Annotated in this window: 16 protein-coding genes, 2 tRNA genes and 2 rRNA genes; 7 read left to right on the top strand and 13 right to left on the bottom strand. The window is 44.1% G+C overall.

All coding sequences use genetic code 11. From position 1 onward, the window contains the following. The first annotated feature begins 178 nt into the window (after positions 1 to 178). Together AC5FX4_RS02380 and rrf are read left to right on the top strand one after the other, a co-directional pair. Positions 179 to 3,157: ribosomal RNA gene (locus AC5FX4_RS02380) — 23S ribosomal RNA — on the top strand. Between the two features lie 95 nt (positions 3,158 to 3,252). Beyond that, positions 3,253 to 3,367 (top strand): 5S ribosomal RNA (gene rrf / locus AC5FX4_RS02375). 885 nt (positions 3,368 to 4,252) lie between these two features. On the opposite strand, the gene AC5FX4_RS02370 is transcribed toward rrf, so the two are convergent. The 4 genes from AC5FX4_RS02370 to AC5FX4_RS02355 all read right to left on the bottom strand — a co-directional run bounded on the left by AC5FX4_RS02370 (position 4,253) and on the right by AC5FX4_RS02355 (position 6,983). After that, on the bottom strand, positions 4,253 to 4,645 hold the full coding sequence (locus tag AC5FX4_RS02370; protein WP_493604926.1) for a hypothetical protein: 393 nt from the start codon (positions 4,643 to 4,645) through the stop codon (positions 4,253 to 4,255). A gap of 9 nt (positions 4,646 to 4,654) precedes the next feature. Continuing rightward, a complete protein-coding gene (locus AC5FX4_RS02365; RefSeq protein ID WP_493604925.1) occupies positions 4,655 to 5,161 on the bottom strand; it encodes a hypothetical protein in 507 nt (168 codons plus the stop codon). An 86-nt stretch (positions 5,162 to 5,247) separates the two neighbouring features. Then, positions 5,248 to 6,627, bottom strand: a complete 1,380-nt coding sequence (locus AC5FX4_RS02360) for a class II fumarate hydratase (protein ID WP_493604924.1) — start codon at positions 6,625 to 6,627, stop codon at positions 5,248 to 5,250. Between the two features lie 176 nt (positions 6,628 to 6,803). Then, entirely contained in the window at positions 6,804 to 6,983 is a 180-nt protein-coding gene (locus AC5FX4_RS02355; RefSeq protein WP_493604923.1) for a hypothetical protein, read from the bottom strand. Between the two features lie 173 nt (positions 6,984 to 7,156). On the opposite strand from AC5FX4_RS02355, the gene AC5FX4_RS02350 reads away from it, so the two are divergent. Continuing rightward, positions 7,157 to 7,747, top strand: a complete 591-nt coding sequence (locus AC5FX4_RS02350) for a DUF938 domain-containing protein (protein WP_493604922.1) — start codon at positions 7,157 to 7,159, stop codon at positions 7,745 to 7,747. Here AC5FX4_RS02350 and AC5FX4_RS02345 read toward each other — a convergent pair. The 6 genes from AC5FX4_RS02345 to AC5FX4_RS02320 all read right to left on the bottom strand — a co-directional run bounded on the left by AC5FX4_RS02345 (position 7,724) and on the right by AC5FX4_RS02320 (position 13,643). Continuing rightward, a complete protein-coding gene (locus AC5FX4_RS02345) occupies positions 7,724 to 8,842 on the bottom strand; it encodes a GNAT family N-acetyltransferase (protein ID WP_493604921.1) in 1,119 nt (372 codons plus the stop codon). The genes AC5FX4_RS02350 and AC5FX4_RS02345 overlap by 24 nt on opposite strands. Continuing rightward, positions 8,829 to 10,181, bottom strand: coding sequence for an alpha/beta hydrolase (locus AC5FX4_RS02340; RefSeq protein WP_493604920.1), 1,353 nt, complete (start codon positions 10,179 to 10,181; stop codon positions 8,829 to 8,831). Before AC5FX4_RS02340 ends, AC5FX4_RS02345 begins: the two co-directional genes overlap by 14 nt. Positions 10,182 to 10,185: 4 nt before the next feature. Continuing rightward, positions 10,186 to 12,891, bottom strand: coding sequence for a CHASE domain-containing protein (locus AC5FX4_RS02335; protein WP_493604919.1), 2,706 nt, complete (start codon positions 12,889 to 12,891; stop codon positions 10,186 to 10,188). Positions 12,892 to 13,095: 204 nt separating this feature from the next. Beyond that, positions 13,096 to 13,188, bottom strand: a tRNA-Ser gene (locus AC5FX4_RS02330). Positions 13,189 to 13,207: 19 nt separating this feature from the next. Continuing rightward, positions 13,208 to 13,298 (bottom strand) — tRNA-Ser (locus AC5FX4_RS02325). A gap of 198 nt (positions 13,299 to 13,496) precedes the next feature. Continuing rightward, entirely contained in the window at positions 13,497 to 13,643 is a 147-nt protein-coding gene (locus AC5FX4_RS02320) for a hypothetical protein (RefSeq protein WP_493604918.1), read from the bottom strand. Positions 13,644 to 13,936: 293 nt separating this feature from the next. On the opposite strand from AC5FX4_RS02320, the gene AC5FX4_RS02315 reads away from it, so the two are divergent. Continuing rightward, positions 13,937 to 14,785, top strand: coding sequence for a diacylglycerol/lipid kinase family protein (locus AC5FX4_RS02315; protein WP_493607757.1), 849 nt, complete (start codon positions 13,937 to 13,939; stop codon positions 14,783 to 14,785). Between the two features lie 45 nt (positions 14,786 to 14,830). On the opposite strand, the gene AC5FX4_RS02310 is transcribed toward AC5FX4_RS02315, so the two are convergent. After that, positions 14,831 to 15,628 (bottom strand): YggN family protein, encoded by a 798-nt coding sequence (locus AC5FX4_RS02310; RefSeq protein WP_493604917.1) that lies wholly within the window; start codon positions 15,626 to 15,628, stop codon positions 14,831 to 14,833. Positions 15,629 to 15,942: 314 nt separating this feature from the next. Here AC5FX4_RS02310 and AC5FX4_RS02305 point away from each other — a divergent pair, with 314 nt between their 5' ends. Continuing rightward, the gene (locus AC5FX4_RS02305; protein WP_070983449.1) at positions 15,943 to 16,125 is read left to right on the top strand and encodes a PA3496 family putative envelope integrity protein; all 183 of its coding nucleotides are present in this window, start codon (positions 15,943 to 15,945) and stop codon (positions 16,123 to 16,125) included. A 42-nt stretch (positions 16,126 to 16,167) separates the two neighbouring features. Here the strand turns inward: AC5FX4_RS02305 and AC5FX4_RS02300 are convergent, their stop codons facing one another. Together AC5FX4_RS02300 and AC5FX4_RS02295 are read right to left on the bottom strand one after the other, a co-directional pair. After that, complete coding sequence (locus tag AC5FX4_RS02300; protein ID WP_493604916.1) at positions 16,168 to 16,653, bottom strand: glutathione peroxidase; 486 nt, start codon at positions 16,651 to 16,653, stop codon at positions 16,168 to 16,170. A 39-nt stretch (positions 16,654 to 16,692) separates the two neighbouring features. Then, positions 16,693 to 17,559: a LysR family transcriptional regulator gene (locus AC5FX4_RS02295; protein ID WP_493604915.1), complete on the bottom strand. Its 867-nt coding sequence runs from the start codon at positions 17,557 to 17,559 to the stop codon at positions 16,693 to 16,695. A gap of 183 nt (positions 17,560 to 17,742) precedes the next feature. Here AC5FX4_RS02295 and AC5FX4_RS02290 point away from each other — a divergent pair, with 183 nt between their 5' ends. Both AC5FX4_RS02290 and AC5FX4_RS02285 read left to right on the top strand, forming a co-directional pair. Continuing rightward, positions 17,743 to 18,897 (top strand): iron-containing alcohol dehydrogenase, encoded by a 1,155-nt coding sequence (locus AC5FX4_RS02290; protein ID WP_493604914.1) that lies wholly within the window; start codon positions 17,743 to 17,745, stop codon positions 18,895 to 18,897. 151 nt (positions 18,898 to 19,048) lie between these two features. Beyond that, positions 19,049 to 19,690 (top strand): cytochrome b/b6 domain-containing protein, encoded by a 642-nt coding sequence (locus tag AC5FX4_RS02285; RefSeq protein ID WP_493604913.1) that lies wholly within the window; start codon positions 19,049 to 19,051, stop codon positions 19,688 to 19,690. Positions 19,691 to 19,718 lie beyond the last annotated feature (28 nt).

Genomic DNA, 19,718 nt, shown 5'->3' with positions numbered 1-19,718 from the left:
GAAAAGCTGATAATTAATTCTTGTAGATATTTATATCTATAAAGAGTTTTCAAAAGTAAAACATGCCGATAAGCAGTTCTTATTAAGGATTTGTTTATTAGCGTCTACTTTAGTATTCAATATTAACTTCTGGCGAAGTTAAACTGTCTTTGACGATACAAACCATTTTGGGTTGTATGGTTAAGTGACTAAGCGTACACGGTGGATGCCTTGGCAGTTGGAGGCGATGAAGGACGTACTAACTTGCGATAAGCCTAGTTGAGCCAGTAAGAGGCGCTTGAGACTAGGATTTCCGAATGGGGAAACCCGGCCCTTTGGGTCATCATGCAGTGAATACATAGCTGTATGAAGCGAACGCGGAGAACTGAAACATCTAAGTACCCGTAGGAAAAGAAATCAACCGAGATTCCGAAAGTAGCGGCGAGCGAAATCGGACCAGCCCTTAAGCTTTAGTGTAGTTAGTGGAACATTCTGGAAAGTTTGACGACACAGGGTGATAGTCCCGTACACAAAAACTTATCTAAAGTGAAATCGAGTAGGTCGGAGCACGTGAAACTTTGACTGAATATGGGGGGACCATCCTCCAAGGCTAAATACTCCCAACTGACCGATAGTGAACCAGTACCGTGAGGGAAAGGCGAAAAGAACCCCTGTGAGGGGAGTGAAATAGAACCTGAAACCGTGTACGTACAAGCAGTAGGAGCACCTTCGTGGTGTGACTGCGTACCTTTTGTATAATGGGTCAGCGACTTATATTTTGTAGCGAGGTTAACCGATTAGGGTAGCCGTAGCGAAAGCGAGTCTTAACTGGGCGCTTAGTTGCAAGGTATAGACCCGAAACCCGGTGATCTAGCCATGGGCAGGTTGAAGGTTGAGTAACATCAACTGGAGGACCGAACCCACTAACGTTGAAAAGTTAGGGGATGACCTGTGGCTAGGAGTGAAAGGCTAATCAAACCGGGAGATAGCTGGTTCTCCCCGAAATCTATTTAGGTAGAGCCTCGGACGAATACTTACGGGGGTAGAGCACTGTTAAGGCTAGGGGGTCATCCCGACTTACCAACCCTTTGCAAACTCCGAATACCGTAAAGTAATATCCGGGAGACACACGGCGGGTGCTAACGTCCGTCGTGAAGAGGGAAACAACCCAGACCGCCAGCTAAGGTCCCAAAGTGTATGTTAAGTGGGAAACGATGTGGGAAGGCTAAAACAGCTAGGAGGTTGGCTTAGAAGCAGCCACCCTTTAAAGAAAGCGTAATAGCTCACTAGTCGAGTCGGCCTGCGCGGAAGATGTAACGGGGCTAAACATACCACCGAAGCTGCGGCTGCGAATATACCACCCAAACTATTTTAAGATTAACGTTGACGCACGAAGTGCCCAACGGTCAAGCGACCAACACGTTGAGTTGGTAAGAGATAGTTTCGGGGTATATTCGCGGGGTAGGGGAGCGTTCTGTAAGCCGTTGAAGGTGTACCGGGAGGTATGCTGGAGGTATCAGAAGTGCGAATGCTGACATGAGTAACGACAATGCGGGTGAAAAACCCGCACGCCGGAAGACCAAGGGTTCCTATCCCATGTTAATCAGGGTAGGGTAAGTCGACCCCTAAGGCGAGGCTGAAGAGCGTAGTCGATGGGAAACGGGTTAATATTCCCGTACTTGGAATAATTGCGATGGGGGGACGGAGCAGGCTAAGTAAGCATGGCGTTGGTTGTCCATGTGAAAGTGCGTAGGCTGAGAACTTAGGAAAATCCGGGTTCTTAAGGCTGAGACACGAGACGAGCCACTACGGTGGTGAAGTTACTGATGCCCTACTTCCAGGAAAAGCCTCTAAGCTTCAGATTATTTCGAATCGTACCCCAAACCGACACAGGTGGTCAGGTAGAGAATACTAAGGCGCTTGAGAGAACTCGGGTGAAGGAACTAGGCAAAATTGTACCGTAACTTCGGGAGAAGGTACGCTGTTGTTGGTGATGGGATTTACTCCTTAAGCTGACGACAGCCGCAGTGACCAGGTGGCTGGGACTGTTTATTAAAAACACAGCACTGTGCAAAATCGTAAGATGACGTATACGGTGTGACACCTGCCCGGTGCCGGAAGGTTAATTGATGGGGTTAGACGTAAGTCGAAGCTCTTGATCGAAGCCCCGGTAAACGGCGGCCGTAACTATAACGGTCCTAAGGTAGCGAAATTCCTTGTCGGGTAAGTTCCGACCTGCACGAATGGTGTAACCATGGCCACGCTGTCTCCACCCGAGACTCAGTGAAATTGAAATCGCAGTGAAGATGCTGTGTACCCGCGGCTAGACGGAAAGACCCCGTGAACCTTTACTACAGCTTGGCACTGAACATTGAGCCTACATGTGTAGGATAGGTGGGAGGCTTTGAAGCGGTGACGCCAGTCATCGTGGAGCCGACCTTGAAATACCACCCTTGTATGTTTGATGTTCTAACTTAGGCCCCTAATCGGGGTTGAGGACAGTGCCTGGTGGGTAGTTTGACTGGGGCGGTCTCCTCCCAAAGAGTAACGGAGGAGCACGAAGGTTGGCTAAGTACGGTCGGACATCGTACGGTTAGTGTAATGGTAGAAGCCAGCTTAACTGCGAGACAGACACGTCGAGCAGGTACGAAAGTAGGTCATAGTGATCCGGTGGTTCTGAATGGAAGGGCCATCGCTCAACGGATAAAAGGTACTCCGGGGATAACAGGCTGATACCGCCCAAGAGTTCATATCGACGGCGGTGTTTGGCACCTCGATGTCGGCTCATCACATCCTGGGGCTGAAGTCGGTCCCAAGGGTATGGCTGTTCGCCATTTAAAGTGGTACGCGAGCTGGGTTTAGAACGTCGTGAGACAGTTCGGTCCCTATCTGCCGTGGGCGTTTGAGAATTGAGAGGGGCTGCTCCTAGTACGAGAGGACCGGAGTGGACGAACCGCTGGTGTTCGGGTTGTGATGCCAATTGCATTGCCCGGTAGCTACGTTCGGGATCGATAACCGCTGAAAGCATCTAAGCGGGAAGCGAGCCTCGAGATGAGTTCTCACTTTAACTTTAAGTTAACTGAAGGGCCGTTGAAGACTACAACGTTGATAGGCTGGGTGTGGAAGCGTAGTGATACGTTAAGCTAACCAGTACTAATTACCCGTGAGGCTTAACCATACAACGCCAAAGTGGTTTAAGCGACAGAAGTTAGTATTAACTGAAGTAGACAGTTTTAGAATTATCAGAATTTTTCCAGATTTTATAGAATTTTTCCTGATGACCATAGCGTTTTGGAACCACCTGACCCCATGCCGAACTCAGAAGTGAAACGAAACAGCGTCGATGATAGTGTGGCAGCTGCCATGTGAAAGTAGAACATCGTCAGGATTTTATTTAAAGAAACCCGTTGCATTTATGCGACGGGTTTTTTGCTTTTTGGGGTTTTAAAAAGTTAGTCTCTCAGCGCTTTATAAACTGGCTCACTTCACCTTGCGCAAAAAGAGCGTTTCGCTTCGCTCAAGTCGCTAACCTTTTGCACTGTAGCGTCGATGATAGTGTGGCAGCGGCCATGTGGAAGTAGCCGCTGTGGAGCAGAACATCGCCAGGTCCTAATAAGAGAAACCCCGATACGAAAGTATCGGGGTTTTTTGCGTCTGGTACAAAATTGTCTCTTGGGTTCTTGCAGAAGAAACTCGCTGATAAAGAGACATGTTTGCGCAAGGTGAAAAGAGTCACCTTCACTGCCGCTAAGCAACGCTCCCTCAGTTTGGTAGGTGAGTCCCTCAGCAGCAGTTAAACTTACTCATTTCACCTTGCGCAAAAGGAAACGTCCTCACTGCGTTCGTTATCGTTAACCCTTTGCACCCTGCTTGCGCAAAAAGAGCGTTTCGCTTCGTTCAAGTCGCTAACATTTTGCACCTAATTCACCTTGCGCAAAAGGAATGTAAGCGCTACGCGCTTTTTTGCACGATATCACCTTACGCAAAGGAAACGACCTTACTACGTTCGCTGTCGTTAACCTTTTGTACCTAGTGCAAAGTGCGGGGTTTGTCGTTACTATTTAAGGTAGGTATATCAGGTAAGGGTTATTGTGTCGTTTTACTTAATTTATTTACTCATCATATTTGCACTGTTTGGCACGTCTGCGAGCTATTTTTTGCGTTTTTTATATTACTATTGGGTCAAGCGCCGAGTTGAAATAAGCTATATCTGGTACGCTGGAGGTAGTGCCTTAATGATAGTGGTTATTTCTCTAATAGGGCAACTGCTTGTTTAGTATTTGCTCGTGTATGGTTGGCAACTATTTTGGATGCAAATAGGGAGTACTGGGATAACCTGTTTACATCTATCTTCTGTAAGCTTGTTTTGGTTTTCAGCATGTTCTTTTGCCGTAATAGAGGCCGCAATGGACTCTATTTTTTGTTCATTCACCTGTTTAGAAGAATAAATGATATAGCGGCTGGGTCCCTCGCATGCGGGTCTCTCCCCCACTTCAAGTACTTTGCATTGGTAACTGGCATCACAGCTTTTATCAGCGACTAGCTCATTGAGCGTATCATACTGTGACTTTTCTATCGCTACAGGTTGCATTGGCAATATCAGTTCGCAGCCACTCAGTAACGAGCAACATACGGCAACAGACATTAAAGTTTTAATCAAATTCATCGCGTATCTTTAATAAGTTGCTTGAGCGTTATTTGAAAGTTTAACACATTTATTTTCAACACATTGAGTGCTTGGTAGCGTTAAATGCTCACAAATACTTACCATGCTATTTTTTTTGTTGTATGCGCGCTCTTGCTCTGTGATCTGTTTCGCCAATGCTTCGACCTGAGCGGACGAAGCGGTTTTGCTTGAATAAATAGCGTAGCTATTGGGGCCGCCACACGCTCTACTACCAACCCCTATGACTTGACACTGAGCTGATGTATCGCAGTTTTTATCTTGTATCAATGCATTTAATTGGTCATGCAGAGTGGCAATATCCGTCGCTTTAGTTGGGGTAGCAGCGGCCAATTTTTGTTTAACAGGAGTTAAAGGTTGAGCTGGCTTTGTGACTTTTTCAGATTGCGCGTTCACGGTATTTTGATCGTCAGTTACACGCGTAACAGGATCATGAGATGCGTAATTGCAACCGCTCAACAGCAGTGTTGCAATAAGTCCAACGGGAAGCTTTACCATAATAACTCCTTTGTTTTTAAACTAGTTTGCACGTTAAATGCGCGAGTTACAAGTGTAAAGATAATGTACCTAAATACATTATCAGATCAAGCTTGAGTTTCCCCAGTTAGCTTTTTGGGATCAAGCAAGTCTTGCAGCTGTGCTTCGCTCAGATCGGTTTGTTCCTTTGCAACGTCAATAATATCTCGCTGTTGCTCATACGCGAGTTTGGCAATTTTTGCTGCTTTTTCGTAACCGATGATCGGGTTCAGTGCTGTAACAAGAATTGGGTTTTTATGCAAAGCCTTACTAATGTTGTTGGTATTCACTTTGAAGCTGGAGATTGCTTTGTCTGCCAGTAAATTACTAGTATTTGCCAGCAACTCGATACTTTGAATTATGTTATAGGCAATTACTGGAAGCATGACATTCAGCTCGAAGTTGCCAGATTGCCCTGCAACGGTAATAGTACAATCGTTGCCAATGACCTGAGCACAGACCATGGCGGCAGATTCTGGGATCACGGGATTGACTTTCCCCGGCATAATTGATGAACCGGGTTGTAACGCCTCAAGCTCGATTTCACCCAAGCCTGATAGTGGTCCTGAGTTCATCCATCGCAAGTCATTGGCAATTTTCATAATCGCTGTTGCGAGTGTTTTGAGGCTACCCGATAAACCTACTACGGAATCTTGAGTTGAAATACTGTAGAAAAAATTGTTTGATGCTCTAAATGGGATACGCGTGTTTTCGCGCAGGTGGCGATTGAATTGAGTTACAAATTCGCTATTGGAATTAACGCCCGTACCAACAGCTGTGCCACCTTGAGCAAGTGCGTACATATTATCGAGGTGTGCTTCTATATTTTTGCTTGCCATCTGTATTTGCGTAAACCAGCCGCTGAGTACTTGTGCGAATGTTACTGGCATTGCATCCATTAAGTGAGTGCGCCCGGTTTTGACATGATGTCCAACTTCGCGGCCTTTCAGTTCAATTTGTTTACTCAAATGCGCTAAAGCTGGAAGAAGCTGGTTTGTCAGCAGCAGTGCGCAACTCACGTGGATAGCTGTGGGTATCACATCGTTGGAGCTTTGCCCCATGTTCACATCGTCATTCGGATGTATTTCATCTTTGCAGTTCTTACTTGCTAAGGAGGCGATAACTTCATTGATGTTCATGTTTGAACTGGTGCCAGAACCTGTTTGAAATACGTCAACAGGAAATTGCTCGATATATTGACCCGCGATAATGCTTTGCGCAGCCGCGATAATAGCGTTTGCTTTATTTTCCTCTAATTTATCTAAGCTCGCATTGGCTTGTGCCGCAGCTTGTTTGATATGCGCTAAAGCCTGAATAAAGGCGGTTGGCATGGTGAGAGAGCTTACGGGAAAATTATCGATGGCTCTTTGTGTTTGTGCCTGATAGAGCGCATTCTCGGGAATGTTAAGTGTGCCCATACTGTCATGGACTTTTCGAAATGTAGGCATGTAAGCTCCTTTAGTACCTAGTGATGTGATCACAACTATCGTAACTGATTGGCACGAGTTATCAATTGCTTATCGATGACAATATTGCTTAGTTTCTAACAGGGGGGATTATGTGATTGGCGCATAGCTTTTGGCACACGTATTGGGAATGTGTCAAAAGCTATGAGAGTCAGTGATTAGTTATAACCTAGAATGAAGGTTTGTGCTGTTTTTGGCGCATCTTCTTGTTCGGTTGGGGTTAAGATATCTTGCACTTCTTTACGATATTCATCGCTATTCATGAACAAGTCCTCATCATGGCTCTCTACGAGACCGCTTTCGCAAATAGGCATATGAGTGATGGTAGAAATAAACATAATGTTGTCCTCGTGTGATTTAATTCACAACTAGTGATGCATGAGACATACCAATAGGTGAAATTTTTAAAATTCAAATAGTTAAATGATTTTTTATGTGAGCACTTGCATTTTGAGACTCAAATTGCCTCAATATTGGGCATACATGCTCAACCTCTGTGCAGGAGATTTCTATGGATAAACCTTACTCTCAAGCCTGTGAAAATAATAAGTCCGCCATACTGTCGGTGCTCCGGCCACATTTAGCACAGTATAGCCAAGTCTTAGAGATTGGATCAGGCACGGGACAACATGCAATTCATTTTGCAAGGGCGCTGCCTCATTTGCAGTGGCAAACCAGCGATAGACCTATCAACCATGCGGGTATTCAGGCATGGATTGATGAGGCACAGCTGACGAATGTGTGTTCGCCATTGCTGTTAGACCTCAATGCACCTTGGCCGATAGCGCAAGTGCCAGTTATCTACAGTGCAAACACCATGCATATTGTGAGTAAGAAGCTGGTTGAGGCATTTTTTTCAGGTGTGAAGACGCATTTGGCGAATGAGGGGCTGTTGTGTGTCTATGGGCCATTTAACTATCAAGGCCGCTTTACCAGTGAGAGTAATGCGCAGTTTGATGCATTTTTAAAGCGCCAAGATAGCCTAAGTGGCATACGAGATTTTGAATGGATCTGCGATTTGGCCAGTAAGGCCGATCTTAGCCTGCTATTCGACAATGAGATGCCAGCCAATAATCGCTTATTGCTGTTTAAAAGGCAGTAAAGAGGCGCATTGTTGTTGGTAATTGGCTACGTGAGCCTGCTCTTGGATAATAAAATCTTGGATGGCCTTTGAAAAGAGAGGGTCTTCAATATGATGAACAGAGTAGGTTTGCACAGGCTCAAACCCGCGGGTTATCTTATGCTCTCCCTGTGCACCCGCATCAAAACAATGCAGGTGGTGCTTAATTGCGTACTCGATACCTTGGTAATAGCAAAGCTCAAAGTGCAATGCATCATAGGCCTCCAATGCGCCCCAATATCTACCGTATAACGTGTACTGGTCACATAAATAGAGGCTTGCCGCAACCAAGGTCTGATTTTCTTTCGCAACGCATAACCTGATTTGCTCAGGCATTGTGTCGATAAGTTGTTCGAAAAAAGCCAAGTTTAGATAGCCTTTATGCCCAGAACGTTTTAAATAAGTGAGCTGATAACAAGCGTGAAACTGTTGTAGCATGTTTGCAGAAATGTCTTTCCCTGAAAGCCATTCTACACACAATGCATGCCGTTCAACTTGTTGCCGCTCTTTTTTGATTGCTTTACGTTTTCGGGATGTCAGTGAGCCTAAAAAGTCAGCAAAGGACTGATACTGGCGATTAAACCAGTGAAACTGGACCCCATGTCGAACAAAAAAGGCGTCAGACAAAGCGGCATGCTCGAGCAAAAAGTTAATATGAACACTGGACCATTGACGTTGCTCACAGGCTTGTTTTAACACCGTACTAATATACTGATACAGTAGATTACTTGGTTGGCGGCACAGTATTCTTGGCCCTTGAGTTGGCGTAAAGGGAACTCCAGACAACCACTTTGGGTAGTAATCTAGCCCGTAACGTTGATACGCGTCTGCCCAAGACCAGTCAAATACATATTCGCCATAAGAATGGCTTTTAATGTAACCGGGCATGATGGCTATCAGGTGTTCATTATCGAAAACAAGCAGATGCTGCGGCTGCCAGCCTGTTTCTGTGCATACACAGCCACTTTGCTCAAGCGCTCGTAACCACGCAAAGCTACAAAAAAGGTTATCGTTGAGTGCATCCCACTGTGTTTGTGATACTTCATCAATTGTATTGATAAACTTATGGTTGAACATACCTGTCTTGATACGGGTTTAAAAATGAGACTAACTGCGTTACAAAATCATCGTACGCAGGATTGAATGTTAATCTTTGTAATGGTCTTTTCATACGCAAGTTGTGCGGTGTTCTTTCCCCTAGCAAGGGGGATGTATGTCGTTTGCATTCTAAATATTTGCTTAATTCACCTAGGTAGCCACCACAACTGCGATATACACCATGCCAACCATAATAGGGGTGTGCTGGTGGTTGTAAAATACCAATATGCGACATATCTATCACCTGCGCACAGCTTTCATGGGTGCAATGCGGCGTTGTGATGGGATAAGCGGGCGGCAGTTGCACTCTGGCGGATTTAATATTGCCATAATAGAGTAATGTGTGGTCGTCAGGGTTGTTAGCTAACATAGCAAACCGCGTTAGCATTGCTAAACTCGCTTGACTGTCAATGGTGCTATCAACTTCACTCAACGCGCTAAATAAAGGTAACGCTTTGGGTAAATTCACTGACTTGACTTGATTCATTGCTTGATCGGCGAGTGCGGCCGCTTGCCATGGGAAAGACTCATATTTTGCAAAGTCGAGATCGGCATCCGCATCAATCCAATTAACCCAAGGGACTTTTGCGACCCATTTTGCCAGCCAACCATTTTTATTGTGCGGTTCACTGGCCGGTGAAATGAGCGCAAGTGCACGTAAATTTTCGGGTGGTTTTTTCGCAATTTGAGTAATGGCCAGCGCGCCCCCTGTGGAATACCCCAGTACCGAAAAGTTATTAAAATCTTGCGCTGTTTTGGCAATGGCATAGTCAACGATGGCTTGCCAATCTTCGTAATTTACGCGTTGTAAATCGTCGGGCGCAGTGGCGTGGCCTGGCAATAAAAGAGTACGAACGCTAAAGCCCTGCTGATAAAGTGAGTCAGCAAGAAAGTGAAAGGTAAAAGGCGAGTCGGTTAAACCATGCAGTAAGAGCACAGCACGGTCATTTCTAAATTGTCTGAGTTCAAACGGGGCAATGAGATCGGCAACTTTAAGTTCGCTCTGCACAAAGCCAAGTCGTGACGCCACTGGCGTTGAAACTGGGCACGGTAGCTGTGCTCTGGGGTTGCGACTTTCTATGATGGCTTTTGCTTGGGCTAAGTACTCGCTGTAAGGCGCTGAATGCGCAACTTGCCAAGTGACAGGGCCTTGCTTCCTAGCAAAGCGGTACAGACCTTGTTTTTGCTGAGCTTCTATTGATTGCCAGTCGGACGCTATGCTCACACATGTCGTTCGCTGAGCCTGTTGCTCAGTTGCATAACTACTCAATGAAGAGGTTGAGCCGAGCAAGATTATTATAAGTATTATTATATTCATATCATTAGCAGTAATTTGCCAAGCATGTAGCCAGCTTATCTCGCTCAAGCGGTTTTGCAAGATGTCTATTAAAACCAATGGCTAATGCGTGGGCTTTGTCTTCGGGCATCACATCGGCTGTCAATGCGATGATGGGTAATTCTTCGCTGCTCTTGAACTGGCGAATTGCGGCAGTGGCTTGATAACCGTCCATGATTGGCATTTGGCAATCCATTAATACGATGTCATAAGCGTCTTTTTGCACGGCTTCGACAGCTTCTCTGCCATTTGCGACAACCGCATGTTGTATTCCAAGGGAATTGAGCATTGCTTTTATAACGACTTGGTTTACAGGGTTATCTTCTGCAACCAGCACTCTTAAACCATGAATTTGAGAAGTGTCGACTTGTTCAAGATGTTGATGTTGAGCGATCGCATTGTCACAACTGAGTTTCAGTGTAAAGCAGCTACCTTGTGCGACTTCACTCTGCAGTTTTAACTCTCCACCCATTAGCTCGCTGAGTTCTTTTGCGATTGCAAGGCCAAGACCCGTTCCGCCATATTTACGTGAGGTAGAGTTGTCTGCTTGGCTAAAGGCATCGAAAATTGTTTGTTGCTTTTGCTGATCAATACCAATGCCCGTATCTGTCACGGTAAAGGCTATACTGACTTGTTTGGTGCCATATTCTGCATGCACATCAAAAGTCACGCTGCCTTGGGGGGTAAATTTAATGGCGTTACTGCATAAGTTGATCAAGATTTGCTCGATGCGCATTTCATCTCCCAAAATCCAAGTTGGCCCAGACAGGTTATGGGTGACTTGCCAAGCAATACTTTTGGATTGTGCACTGGATGCAAACATCGTATCTACCCGATTGATGAGCGCTTGCAAATCAAAAGGATGCATATCAATGTGTAAACGGTTTGATTCAATTTTTGCAATGTCGAGTATGTCATTGACGAGATTAAGTAGGGTTTTCGATGCGGAGCCTATCTTTTTAATGTATTCGGACAATTCTCTGGCGTTATGAGTGGTATTTGCAAGAGAAGCAAAGCCTATCACTGCATTTAAGGGGGTACGGATCTCGTGACTCATATTGGCCAAAAAACGACTTTTAGCTTGGTTTGCTTTGTCGGATTGCTGTTTTGCTTTTGCTAAAGAGCGCGTACGCTGCTCTACTAAACCGTTTAGCGCGTGATGTTGGTAATTGAAAAGTAGCAAGATATAGATAATTAAAGAAGTAATACTCAGTTGTAGCACGAGCAACATCAGCGTGAGTCGTTGATTGAGCCTCGATGCATATTCTCCTTTTACCGATAACTCCATGCGCCACTTTTGACCCGCAACGAATAGCGTGGCGCCGCGTACCATCGTATCTTGTACTTTGTAGTCCAAGTCGTAATTGCGGTAAAAAATATCATCGTTGCTGAGATCATAAAACGTCACGTTGAATAATTTGGCTTGTGCTTGCTTTAAAGCTTCAGCCAGCAGTGTTTCTACTTGTACGACTGCGGTAGCATAGCCTCTGATCTTCATGTGTTTGTCGCCGCTGTTGATATCATAAACAGGAGAAAACAATAAATAAGCGGGAGAGGGGCGGTTATCTTGCACCAAGTAAATAATATCTGTGGCTTGTGGTTCTGTGGCGATGGCTGAGCGGATGATCGCGGCTTTTCTACTTGGTTTAGAATATACGTTAAACCCGAGTGCACCTTGGTTGCCATTGAGTGGTGAGATGTATTTTACGACCACGAGCGGATCAGTCACCTCAATGGGCTCGCCTTTTATTCGCGCAGATCCGCCATACAAGGCCACAAGCTCGTTTTCAAGCTGCTCACGTTGGGATGGGGTGATACGCTCATTCCATGATAAAGCGCGCAAAAATGAATAATCGTTTTTAAGTCGTTCAGCAATCGTGTCAAACTCAGCTTGTGAAAATTGGGCTCTAGATTGCAATTGGCTAGAGAGAGCTTGTATTGCTAGCATGCTGCGATTTACATAGCGATAAACAATGTTCTCAATGATCTGTGCTTCTCGTTGAGCATTCATGTTGGCGCTTTTTAAATTACTTTGATTGTATAAATAAGTAGTAAAGGCAACGGACGCGCATAGTACGATACAGGCACAAAAGGTGCTCACAACATTATTCAATTTTTGCGTATTGCTTAGCCAAGGCTGTAATAGCATCAACAAAGCGGGGGCGCCAATGAGTACCCCAAGCGAGTCTCCCAGCCACCAAGCCAGCATATTATTCCAATGATTGGCAAAGCTATACTCAGTGCTATATAGACTTAGTGCAAACACGCCGATATTGGCCGAGACCAGATTAATGGCGATCCCTATTAAACCCACAAAGTAAGCGATATGCAGTCTGCTTTTTAACTGTAATGGGTGGCCTAGCCAAGCGCGCAGCAAGTATCCGCCGAGCATGGCTTGCAATACCGCGCCGGTTGCTATCATAGCAACGGCAGAAACATTTTCTAAGTTCAGCGCCGATAAGCTCCAACCATGCGCTGTGGACCAGTTAAATAAAATGGAAGCAATGGCCAGCCCTGGTATAAAGCGCCACCCCCAAATAAAAGCACCAACCAAAGCAAAGCCAGCAGGCAGCCAAATGGGCAAGACTTGATCTTGAAAAGCAAAGACAGTCAGTAGTTTGCCAAAGAGTACGTATCCGCCAGACAAAAAAAGATAACAGAGTCGTGCCTGCCAAGCTTGTTTGAATTTCATATCGTTCTTAATTATTAATCGTATGTTGTCGCAATACAGTATAGTCCGTTCATCTACAAGGTATGTGACTTCTTCAAACTTATCAATAAGTAGCGTATTAATTCGCTTGTGCGGGGAGGTGTTTGCACTACGCATGTACTTGGGATGAGTCAATTTCAGACATAAAAAAAACCGCTTTATTAAAAGCGGTTTTTTTAAAAGCAATGGCGGAGAAGGAGGGATTCGAACCCTCGATAGGGCTACAAACCCTATACTCCCTTAGCAGGGGAGCGCCTTCAGCCACTCGGCCACCTCTCCGACGCAAAACTATAAAATGTGGCGGAGAGATAGGGATTTGAACCCTAGATACGCTACTAACGTATGCCGGTTTTCAAGACCGGTGCTTTCAACCACTCAGCCATCTCTCCATGGGCAAAGATAATACTGAGTGAATTTGTCTCTGTAAACCGTTTTTAAATCGTTTGCCTAAAATTTAAACTAAAATGCGAAGATTTATTAATAACTGGTCAAAAATGAAGTAAATTGAGATGCTTGAGGAAAAGGTTTGCTGAAAAAATGCCAAAGTGCCGCCTGGTTGGGGTGGCGGCACTCAAGCTCAAAAACGCTTACTTATATTGCGAGACATGACTAAGTGCGAGCGATTTACCAAAACGATTCAGAAATGCCATCCAATCAAAAGGTGCTTTTTCTTTCGCTTTCGTGTTTATAGTGTTGGCTTGCGTGTTGCTGCACGCAGCAGCTGAATTAATCATGTTGACTCCTGCAATATAGGTTTAGTTGAAAACATGATTATTTTGCACGCAACACGCGCAAAAATAAAACAATAAAAATTGTGCTTTTCGAATAGAAAAAACTAATGAATAGCTTTGTTTTGTGGTGGCGAAATATTAATGGTTTCGCCAGTCTATTCGCTTTTTAAAATGTGGTGTTTATTTGTTTATGCATTAAAAACAGTTGTTTGCGTTGTTTTTGAACTTCATTTTAAAACTCTGTGTGACTAAATATTCATGTTAATTAATTTTATTATTAAGGTGTTAATTTGCTGGTGGTTGTGAAGCCGTGTCGAAGTAAGTCGACACAATCTCAAATTAGTTGGTTGAAGTTGCAAATAACGCAAAAAAAATTACAAGCGCAGTGGTTTTACACCTCAGGCAACTTTCAATCTGATGTTTTAGAAGTTCGTAACTTGGCGAATGCACAAGATACGGTGGTTGTTATAGGAGGAGATGGCACGATTCATCTTGTCGTAAATGCCATCGCTGAGCTGGACTGTCGACTCGCGTTGTTGCCATCAGGGACGGGCAATGATTTTGCAAGACTGTTTGGGTTGACTCAGGCGCAGTGGCAACGCAGCCTCTTTTGTGAAAATATTACTTATCTAGACCTAGGCCGTGTGAATGGTCGCTATTTTATAAATATGATGGGACTTGGTTTTAGTGCAGCGGTGGTAAAAGGCATTTCTGCGACGCGTAAGCGCCACACATTGAGCTATGTTTGGATGGGACTAAAACGTTTATTTGATTTTTCTGATATTTCCATCAATTCCCCATTTTCGAGTCAAAGGCAAAGTACCATGATGCTGTTGTTTGCCAATGGCCGATATTTTGCTGCCGGTATTGAAAGTGCCCCAAGCGCGGATCCAAGCGATGGGAAGCTCACATGCATCCAGCTGTCTCCCAAATCTATGTTGGAACGGCTTATGGTTTTTATGTTGATGCTTGTTTCCAAACACGAAATTCACCCCTGTGTATCTAAAACTAAGCTCGAGCATTTTCATATTGAAACACCTAGTTTAGACATTGAAGCAGATGGCGAGATTGTTGGACAAACCCCCGCCTATATTGATGTGGTACCCGGTGTAATAAAATTAAAAATATCTCTCGAAAAGAAATGAAAATAGTCGGCTTACGCCGACTATAGGGAGGTACATTTAAATTAATTAGTGTTTAACAGAAAACAGTTTGTAGTCAGACATCGCTGGGATTTGCCTTTCTAATTGGCTTTCTGTCTTTGCGATGAGCGCAAACTGGTCACATAGCGCATTGGCTTGTTGTTCAATTTGTTGCGCTTGAGCTTCTACTTTACTTTCAATCTGCTCACCCATTTTATGCATTCTTTGCTCGAACTTTTCCATATCTCCACCAGAGCTTATCATTTGTGAGCCAACGGCCATCAAAATACTGCCAATGGATTCCATCATGGCGCCTTCAACAGCCGCTTCTACACGCTGTTCAAATTGTTCTTCAAAATGGTTACCAAAGTCGTTGAATGTTTTTTCACCCATCACGAACGCACCTTGCTGATAGAAGGTCGTACTCACTTCTGTCTGCACTTCTTCTAATAAAGTGCTGAGTGAACCAAGCTCTTTGAGCTCAAATGTGGCGGCGACTTCATTCAATGCGACACCGGCTACCTTAATACCTTCTATGGCAATATTCGCGACTTGCGGCAACTGTGCGCGAAGCTCGTCAGCATAGTTCATAACCGCTTGTTGCTGATCTTCGTTGAGCTGGATTTGCTTACCATCGATGTACATCACCCCCGCATCTGTTATGCGTAATTTGCTTTGGTTCTTTGCTTGGATGATCAATAGCTCGTCGGGTGTTATGCGTACGTCATTTTTGAAGTCTACGGAACATTCATCTGAATTAAATGAGATATGCTGATCGTCAGACGGTGAATGTGCAAATGCAGCTGAGCTGACCGATAACGCTGCAACTAAAGCTAATTTTTTCATGATATGTATCCTGTCGATGATTGTTATACGATGAACTATTCAAAACCGATGCCAATGTTTAAATTCGTTTATTTTCAGTTGGTTATGTTTTTCGCTTCAGTATGTAAGGCATACATGAATAATGTTTTTGACTAATATTTAGCAAGTTTGACTAAACTAACATCATCAATAAGATAAATTAATTAAAACGATAAAAAACTCTCACTTCCAAGATGGCGGATTTCCAGCTAAATACACACTTAGGTACCGTGTTCATTGCTACACAGCATGTCCGTACTGATTAATTATTTATTTAACACTTATTGGAGTGGGTTGTGGGTAAGACATTTTCTTATGATGCGCTTGACGATGATTTTGTAGATGACGAGTACGAGAACCTCGGTCGTAATCAGCATGATAAGCAAAAGCGGAAGGTAAAGAAAAAGCTCGATGACTATCTTGAACAAAAGCGTTTGCGCAAAAATTTAGGTGAAGATGATTTCGATTATCTTGATTAGTTAAAAAGGAGGCGATAGCCTCCTTTTTAATTGCGTATCAAATCAATCGGCTGCGAGCGCGCGTTCAATGGCTCTTGTGAGTTTTTCAGGTTTAGTAATAGGCGCAAAACGTTTCAGTGGCATGCCATCTTTGCCAATTAAAAACTTGTTAAAGTTCCACTTGATATTCTTACCAAGCAACCCCGGCAATGCCTCTTTTAAATAGACAAATAGAGGGTGTGCGTGTGCGCCATTTACTTCAATCTTTTCCATCATGGTGAAATCGACACCATAATTTATTAAGCACCCTTGTTGTATTTGTTTCGCGCTACCGGGTTCTTGCGCACCAAACTGATTGCATGGAAAACCTAGGATAACTAAGCCTTGCTCGCCATACTGCGCATGTAGCTTTTGTAGACCTTCATACTGTGGTGTCAGACCACATTGGCTAGCAGTATTAACGATTAGAACCACTTTGTCTTTTAATGATTTGAAATCAAAAGCTTTGCCTTGCAAAGTGTTTGCTGAAAATTGATAAAGTTCATGCATAGTGACAGATCCAAGTGTATTTTTTTAACAGTATCATTGTTATGAAAAGCTATCGAGCAAATGTTCAATGAGTAAACGTACTCGATAAGGCATGAGATCTTTTCGAGGATACACTAACCATGTTGCACCATCATTGACTTGAAATGGTTCCAAAATATACATAAGTTGCCCGCTATCGACATATGGCTGAACAATGTCTTTGGCCAAGTGTGCAACCCCAAGGCCAATGCGACAAGCGTTGATCAGCGCATAGGCGTTATTACTGCGCCAGTTGCCTGATACTTTAAGCTCTTCCAATTGTTCGCAGATCGTAAAGCGCCAACGGCCATGTATGCCAGTTAAGCAATTGTGATTTTGTAATTCATAGGGATGTGCAATCGCGCCGTGTTTTTCAAGGTATTCAGGGCTGACAACCCATGTCATGGGTCTTTGATATAGCTTACGTGCTATCAGGTTAGAATCTTGTAATTGGCCATAGCGGATTGCCAAATCGAAACCTTCTTCGATGAGGTCCACATTGCGGTTGTTAAAGTCGAGGTCTATTTCTACTTCGGGATAGCGCTGCAAAAATTCCGCGATACGAGGCGCGACCTGATTAGCGACAAAATCGCCAGCACCTGCGATACGGATCAGGCCTTTTGGCGTATTTTGCACGCCTTGTACCTGATTAGTGGCATCCACTAACTCTTGTTGGATGACTTTTAGTTTGGCTGCATACTGGCGTCCCGCATCCGTGAGATTTTGGATGCGCGTTGTACGTTGGATCAGCACAGTGCCTAGACGCTGCTCAAGTTGTTGGATTTGTCGACTGACATAGGAAGTTGAAACATCCAATTTCTCAGCCGCTTTGCTAAAACTGCCATATTCAACCACACAGAGAAATACATCTAAGCCTTGCCAATTCATTTATTAAAACTCTTTAAGGTATATAATCTTATTATATCTTCTTTATTGTTGCTGTGTGGCAAAAGTGCTTTGTGTGGGCGCGCTGTTAGTGATGATGTTTTTTGGCTAAACTTTTTGCATATATTTTTTTATTCGATACATAGCAACAAAAGTGAAGCTATGTCGTTTCAATGGAGCAAATGAATGCTTAATTTTAGTTTTGTAAACCCAACTCATATTCACTTTGGTGAAAATCAAATCGCATCTTTATCACAGAGTATTCCTAGTGATGCCAAGGTGCTTGTTGTCTATGGTGGCGGCAGCATTAAAAAAAATGGCGTCTATGAGCAGGTCTCTGAGGCATTGTCTGAACATGTCTGGGGAGAATTCGCGGGTATAGAGCCCAATCCGAGTTATCAAACTTGTATGCAAGCAGTTGAACTTATTAAACAGCATGATTACAACTTTATCTTAGCGGTTGGGGGTGGCTCCGTTATTGATGGCAGTAAGTTTATTGCGGCCGCGGCTTTGTTTGATGGTGAGCCATGGGACATTTTGGCTAAAGGTGCACTGGTGGAAAGCGCATTGCCGCTGGGTGTGGTGTTAACCTTGCCTGCGACCGGCTCGGAGTCGAATAGCTTTAGTGTGGTCTCAAACTTGGACACGCATGACAAGTTACCGTTTGCAACGCCATTAGTACAACCCAAGTTTGCGGTGTTAGATCCAAACGTGATGTTAACATTGCCACAGCGTCAATTGGCGAATGGGGTGGTTGATGCCTTTGTTCACACAATGGAGCAGTATCTTACTTATCCTGTGGATGCGAAGGTGCAAGACCGTTTTGCAGAAGGGTTGTTAATGACATTAATGGAAGAAGGTCCAAAGGTATTTGATGAACAAGCTCCTTATTCAGTAAGAGCTAATGTCATGTGGTCGGCAACAATGGCGCTGAATGGTTTAATTGGTGCGGGAGTTCCACAGGACTGGGCGACCCATATGATTGGCCATGAGATCACGGCAGTTTATGGGTTAGATCATGCGCAAACGCTAGCAATTGTATTACCGCGCATGATGGCTGAGCAAAAAGACGCTAAAAAAGAGAAGCTCTTACAATATGCTGAGCGTGTTTTAGATCTAGACATCAGTGATGAGCAGGGGGCTATTGAGCAAGCAATCGCCAAAACGGAAGCTTTTTTTCACAGTGTGCATATGCCAACTCGTTTGAGTGACTATGGGTTAGGTGACGAAGTAGCCGATAAAATTGTTACGCAACTGGAACGTCATGGCATGACAGCATTGGGTGAACACCAAGCGGTCACGCTAGAGAAGAGCCGAGCAATTTTACGCAAAAGTGTGTAAACGGCTGTTACACATAAAAAGCCTCTGGGGTCACTTCACTCCAGAGGCTTTTTTGTTGTCATGAAACAAGCGCATTTTCGATACTTTTATCTGCAGTATTTGATAAGGTTGTGTTTTGAAAGCAACCACTTGTTAAGCGGGAGATGATTACATGACCAAAGTGTGGGATGGGTTTATCAGAGGATTTCACTGGCTACTGGTATTGGCGATTGCGGTATTGTACGTCAGTGGCGAAGAAGGTTATTTAGATCTTCACTTTGTGACAGGATATTTTGCATTAGCTCTGATAGCGACGCGACTGATCTGGGGCGTGATCGGCAGCGACACGGCAAAGCTGAGCGCACTGCTTCACTCACCGAGTTCGGTTGTTGCAGCGCTAAAAAATAAGCAACAAAGTATTGGCCACAATCCAGCGGGTAGCTATATGGTATTGCTATTTTTGGTATTGCTTATAGTGCAATTATTGAGCGGGTTAATGACCACTGATGATATCTTGATTGAAGGCCCTTTGGTTGCATATGTGTCGTCAGATTGGAGTGAACTCGCATCTGAAATACATCATGAGAACTTTGAGATCTTATTAGTTGCGATTGTCTTACATATTTTAGCTATCGTTGTGTATCGCTTGAAGGGCAAAAATTTAGTAAAAACTTTGGTGACAGGTAGAGAAGAGAGTAATGTTGCACAACCGAATATGCGCTCTGGCAAACTTGCTTATGGCATATTTATATTGCTGAGTGTATTGCTATTAAGTACTTGGGGAGCAGCGCCTCTTAAAGCTTTACTAAGCTAAATGATAGCTGCGAGTGAATTGCAAAAGA

This window comes from Pseudoalteromonas sp. ATL1 (genome assembly GCF_058933015.1).
Note: the sequence above shows the minus strand (reverse complement) of the source record. Positions and strands in the feature narration are given on the sequence as shown.

Bases quoted from the DNA above. Each gene is read 5' to 3' on its own strand.
- AC5FX4_RS02370 (WP_493604926.1), bottom strand. From the start codon at position 4,645: ATGAATTTGATTAAAACTTTAATGTCTGTTGCCGTATGTTGCTCGTTA.
- AC5FX4_RS02365 (WP_493604925.1), bottom strand. From the start codon at position 5,161: ATGGTAAAGCTTCCCGTTGGACTTATTGCAACACTGCTGTTGAGCGGT.
- AC5FX4_RS02360 (WP_493604924.1), bottom strand. From the start codon at position 6,627: ATGCCTACATTTCGAAAAGTCCATGACAGTATGGGCACACTTAACATT.
- AC5FX4_RS02355 (WP_493604923.1), bottom strand. From the start codon at position 6,983: ATGTTTATTTCTACCATCACTCATATGCCTATTTGCGAAAGCGGTCTC.
- AC5FX4_RS02350 (WP_493604922.1), top strand. From the start codon at position 7,157: ATGGATAAACCTTACTCTCAAGCCTGTGAAAATAATAAGTCCGCCATA.
- AC5FX4_RS02345 (WP_493604921.1), bottom strand. From the start codon at position 8,842: ATGTTCAACCATAAGTTTATCAATACAATTGATGAAGTATCACAAACA.
- AC5FX4_RS02340 (WP_493604920.1), bottom strand. From the start codon at position 10,181: ATGAATATAATAATACTTATAATAATCTTGCTCGGCTCAACCTCTTCA.
- AC5FX4_RS02335 (WP_493604919.1), bottom strand. From the start codon at position 12,891: ATGAAATTCAAACAAGCTTGGCAGGCACGACTCTGTTATCTTTTTTTG.
- AC5FX4_RS02320 (WP_493604918.1), bottom strand. From the start codon at position 13,643: ATGATTAATTCAGCTGCTGCGTGCAGCAACACGCAAGCCAACACTATA.
- AC5FX4_RS02310 (WP_493604917.1), bottom strand. From the start codon at position 15,628: ATGAAAAAATTAGCTTTAGTTGCAGCGTTATCGGTCAGCTCAGCTGCA.
- AC5FX4_RS02300 (WP_493604916.1), bottom strand. From the start codon at position 16,653: ATGCATGAACTTTATCAATTTTCAGCAAACACTTTGCAAGGCAAAGCT.
- AC5FX4_RS02295 (WP_493604915.1), bottom strand. From the start codon at position 17,559: ATGAATTGGCAAGGCTTAGATGTATTTCTCTGTGTGGTTGAATATGGC.
- AC5FX4_RS02290 (WP_493604914.1), top strand. From the start codon at position 17,743: ATGCTTAATTTTAGTTTTGTAAACCCAACTCATATTCACTTTGGTGAA.
- AC5FX4_RS02285 (WP_493604913.1), top strand. From the start codon at position 19,049: ATGACCAAAGTGTGGGATGGGTTTATCAGAGGATTTCACTGGCTACTG.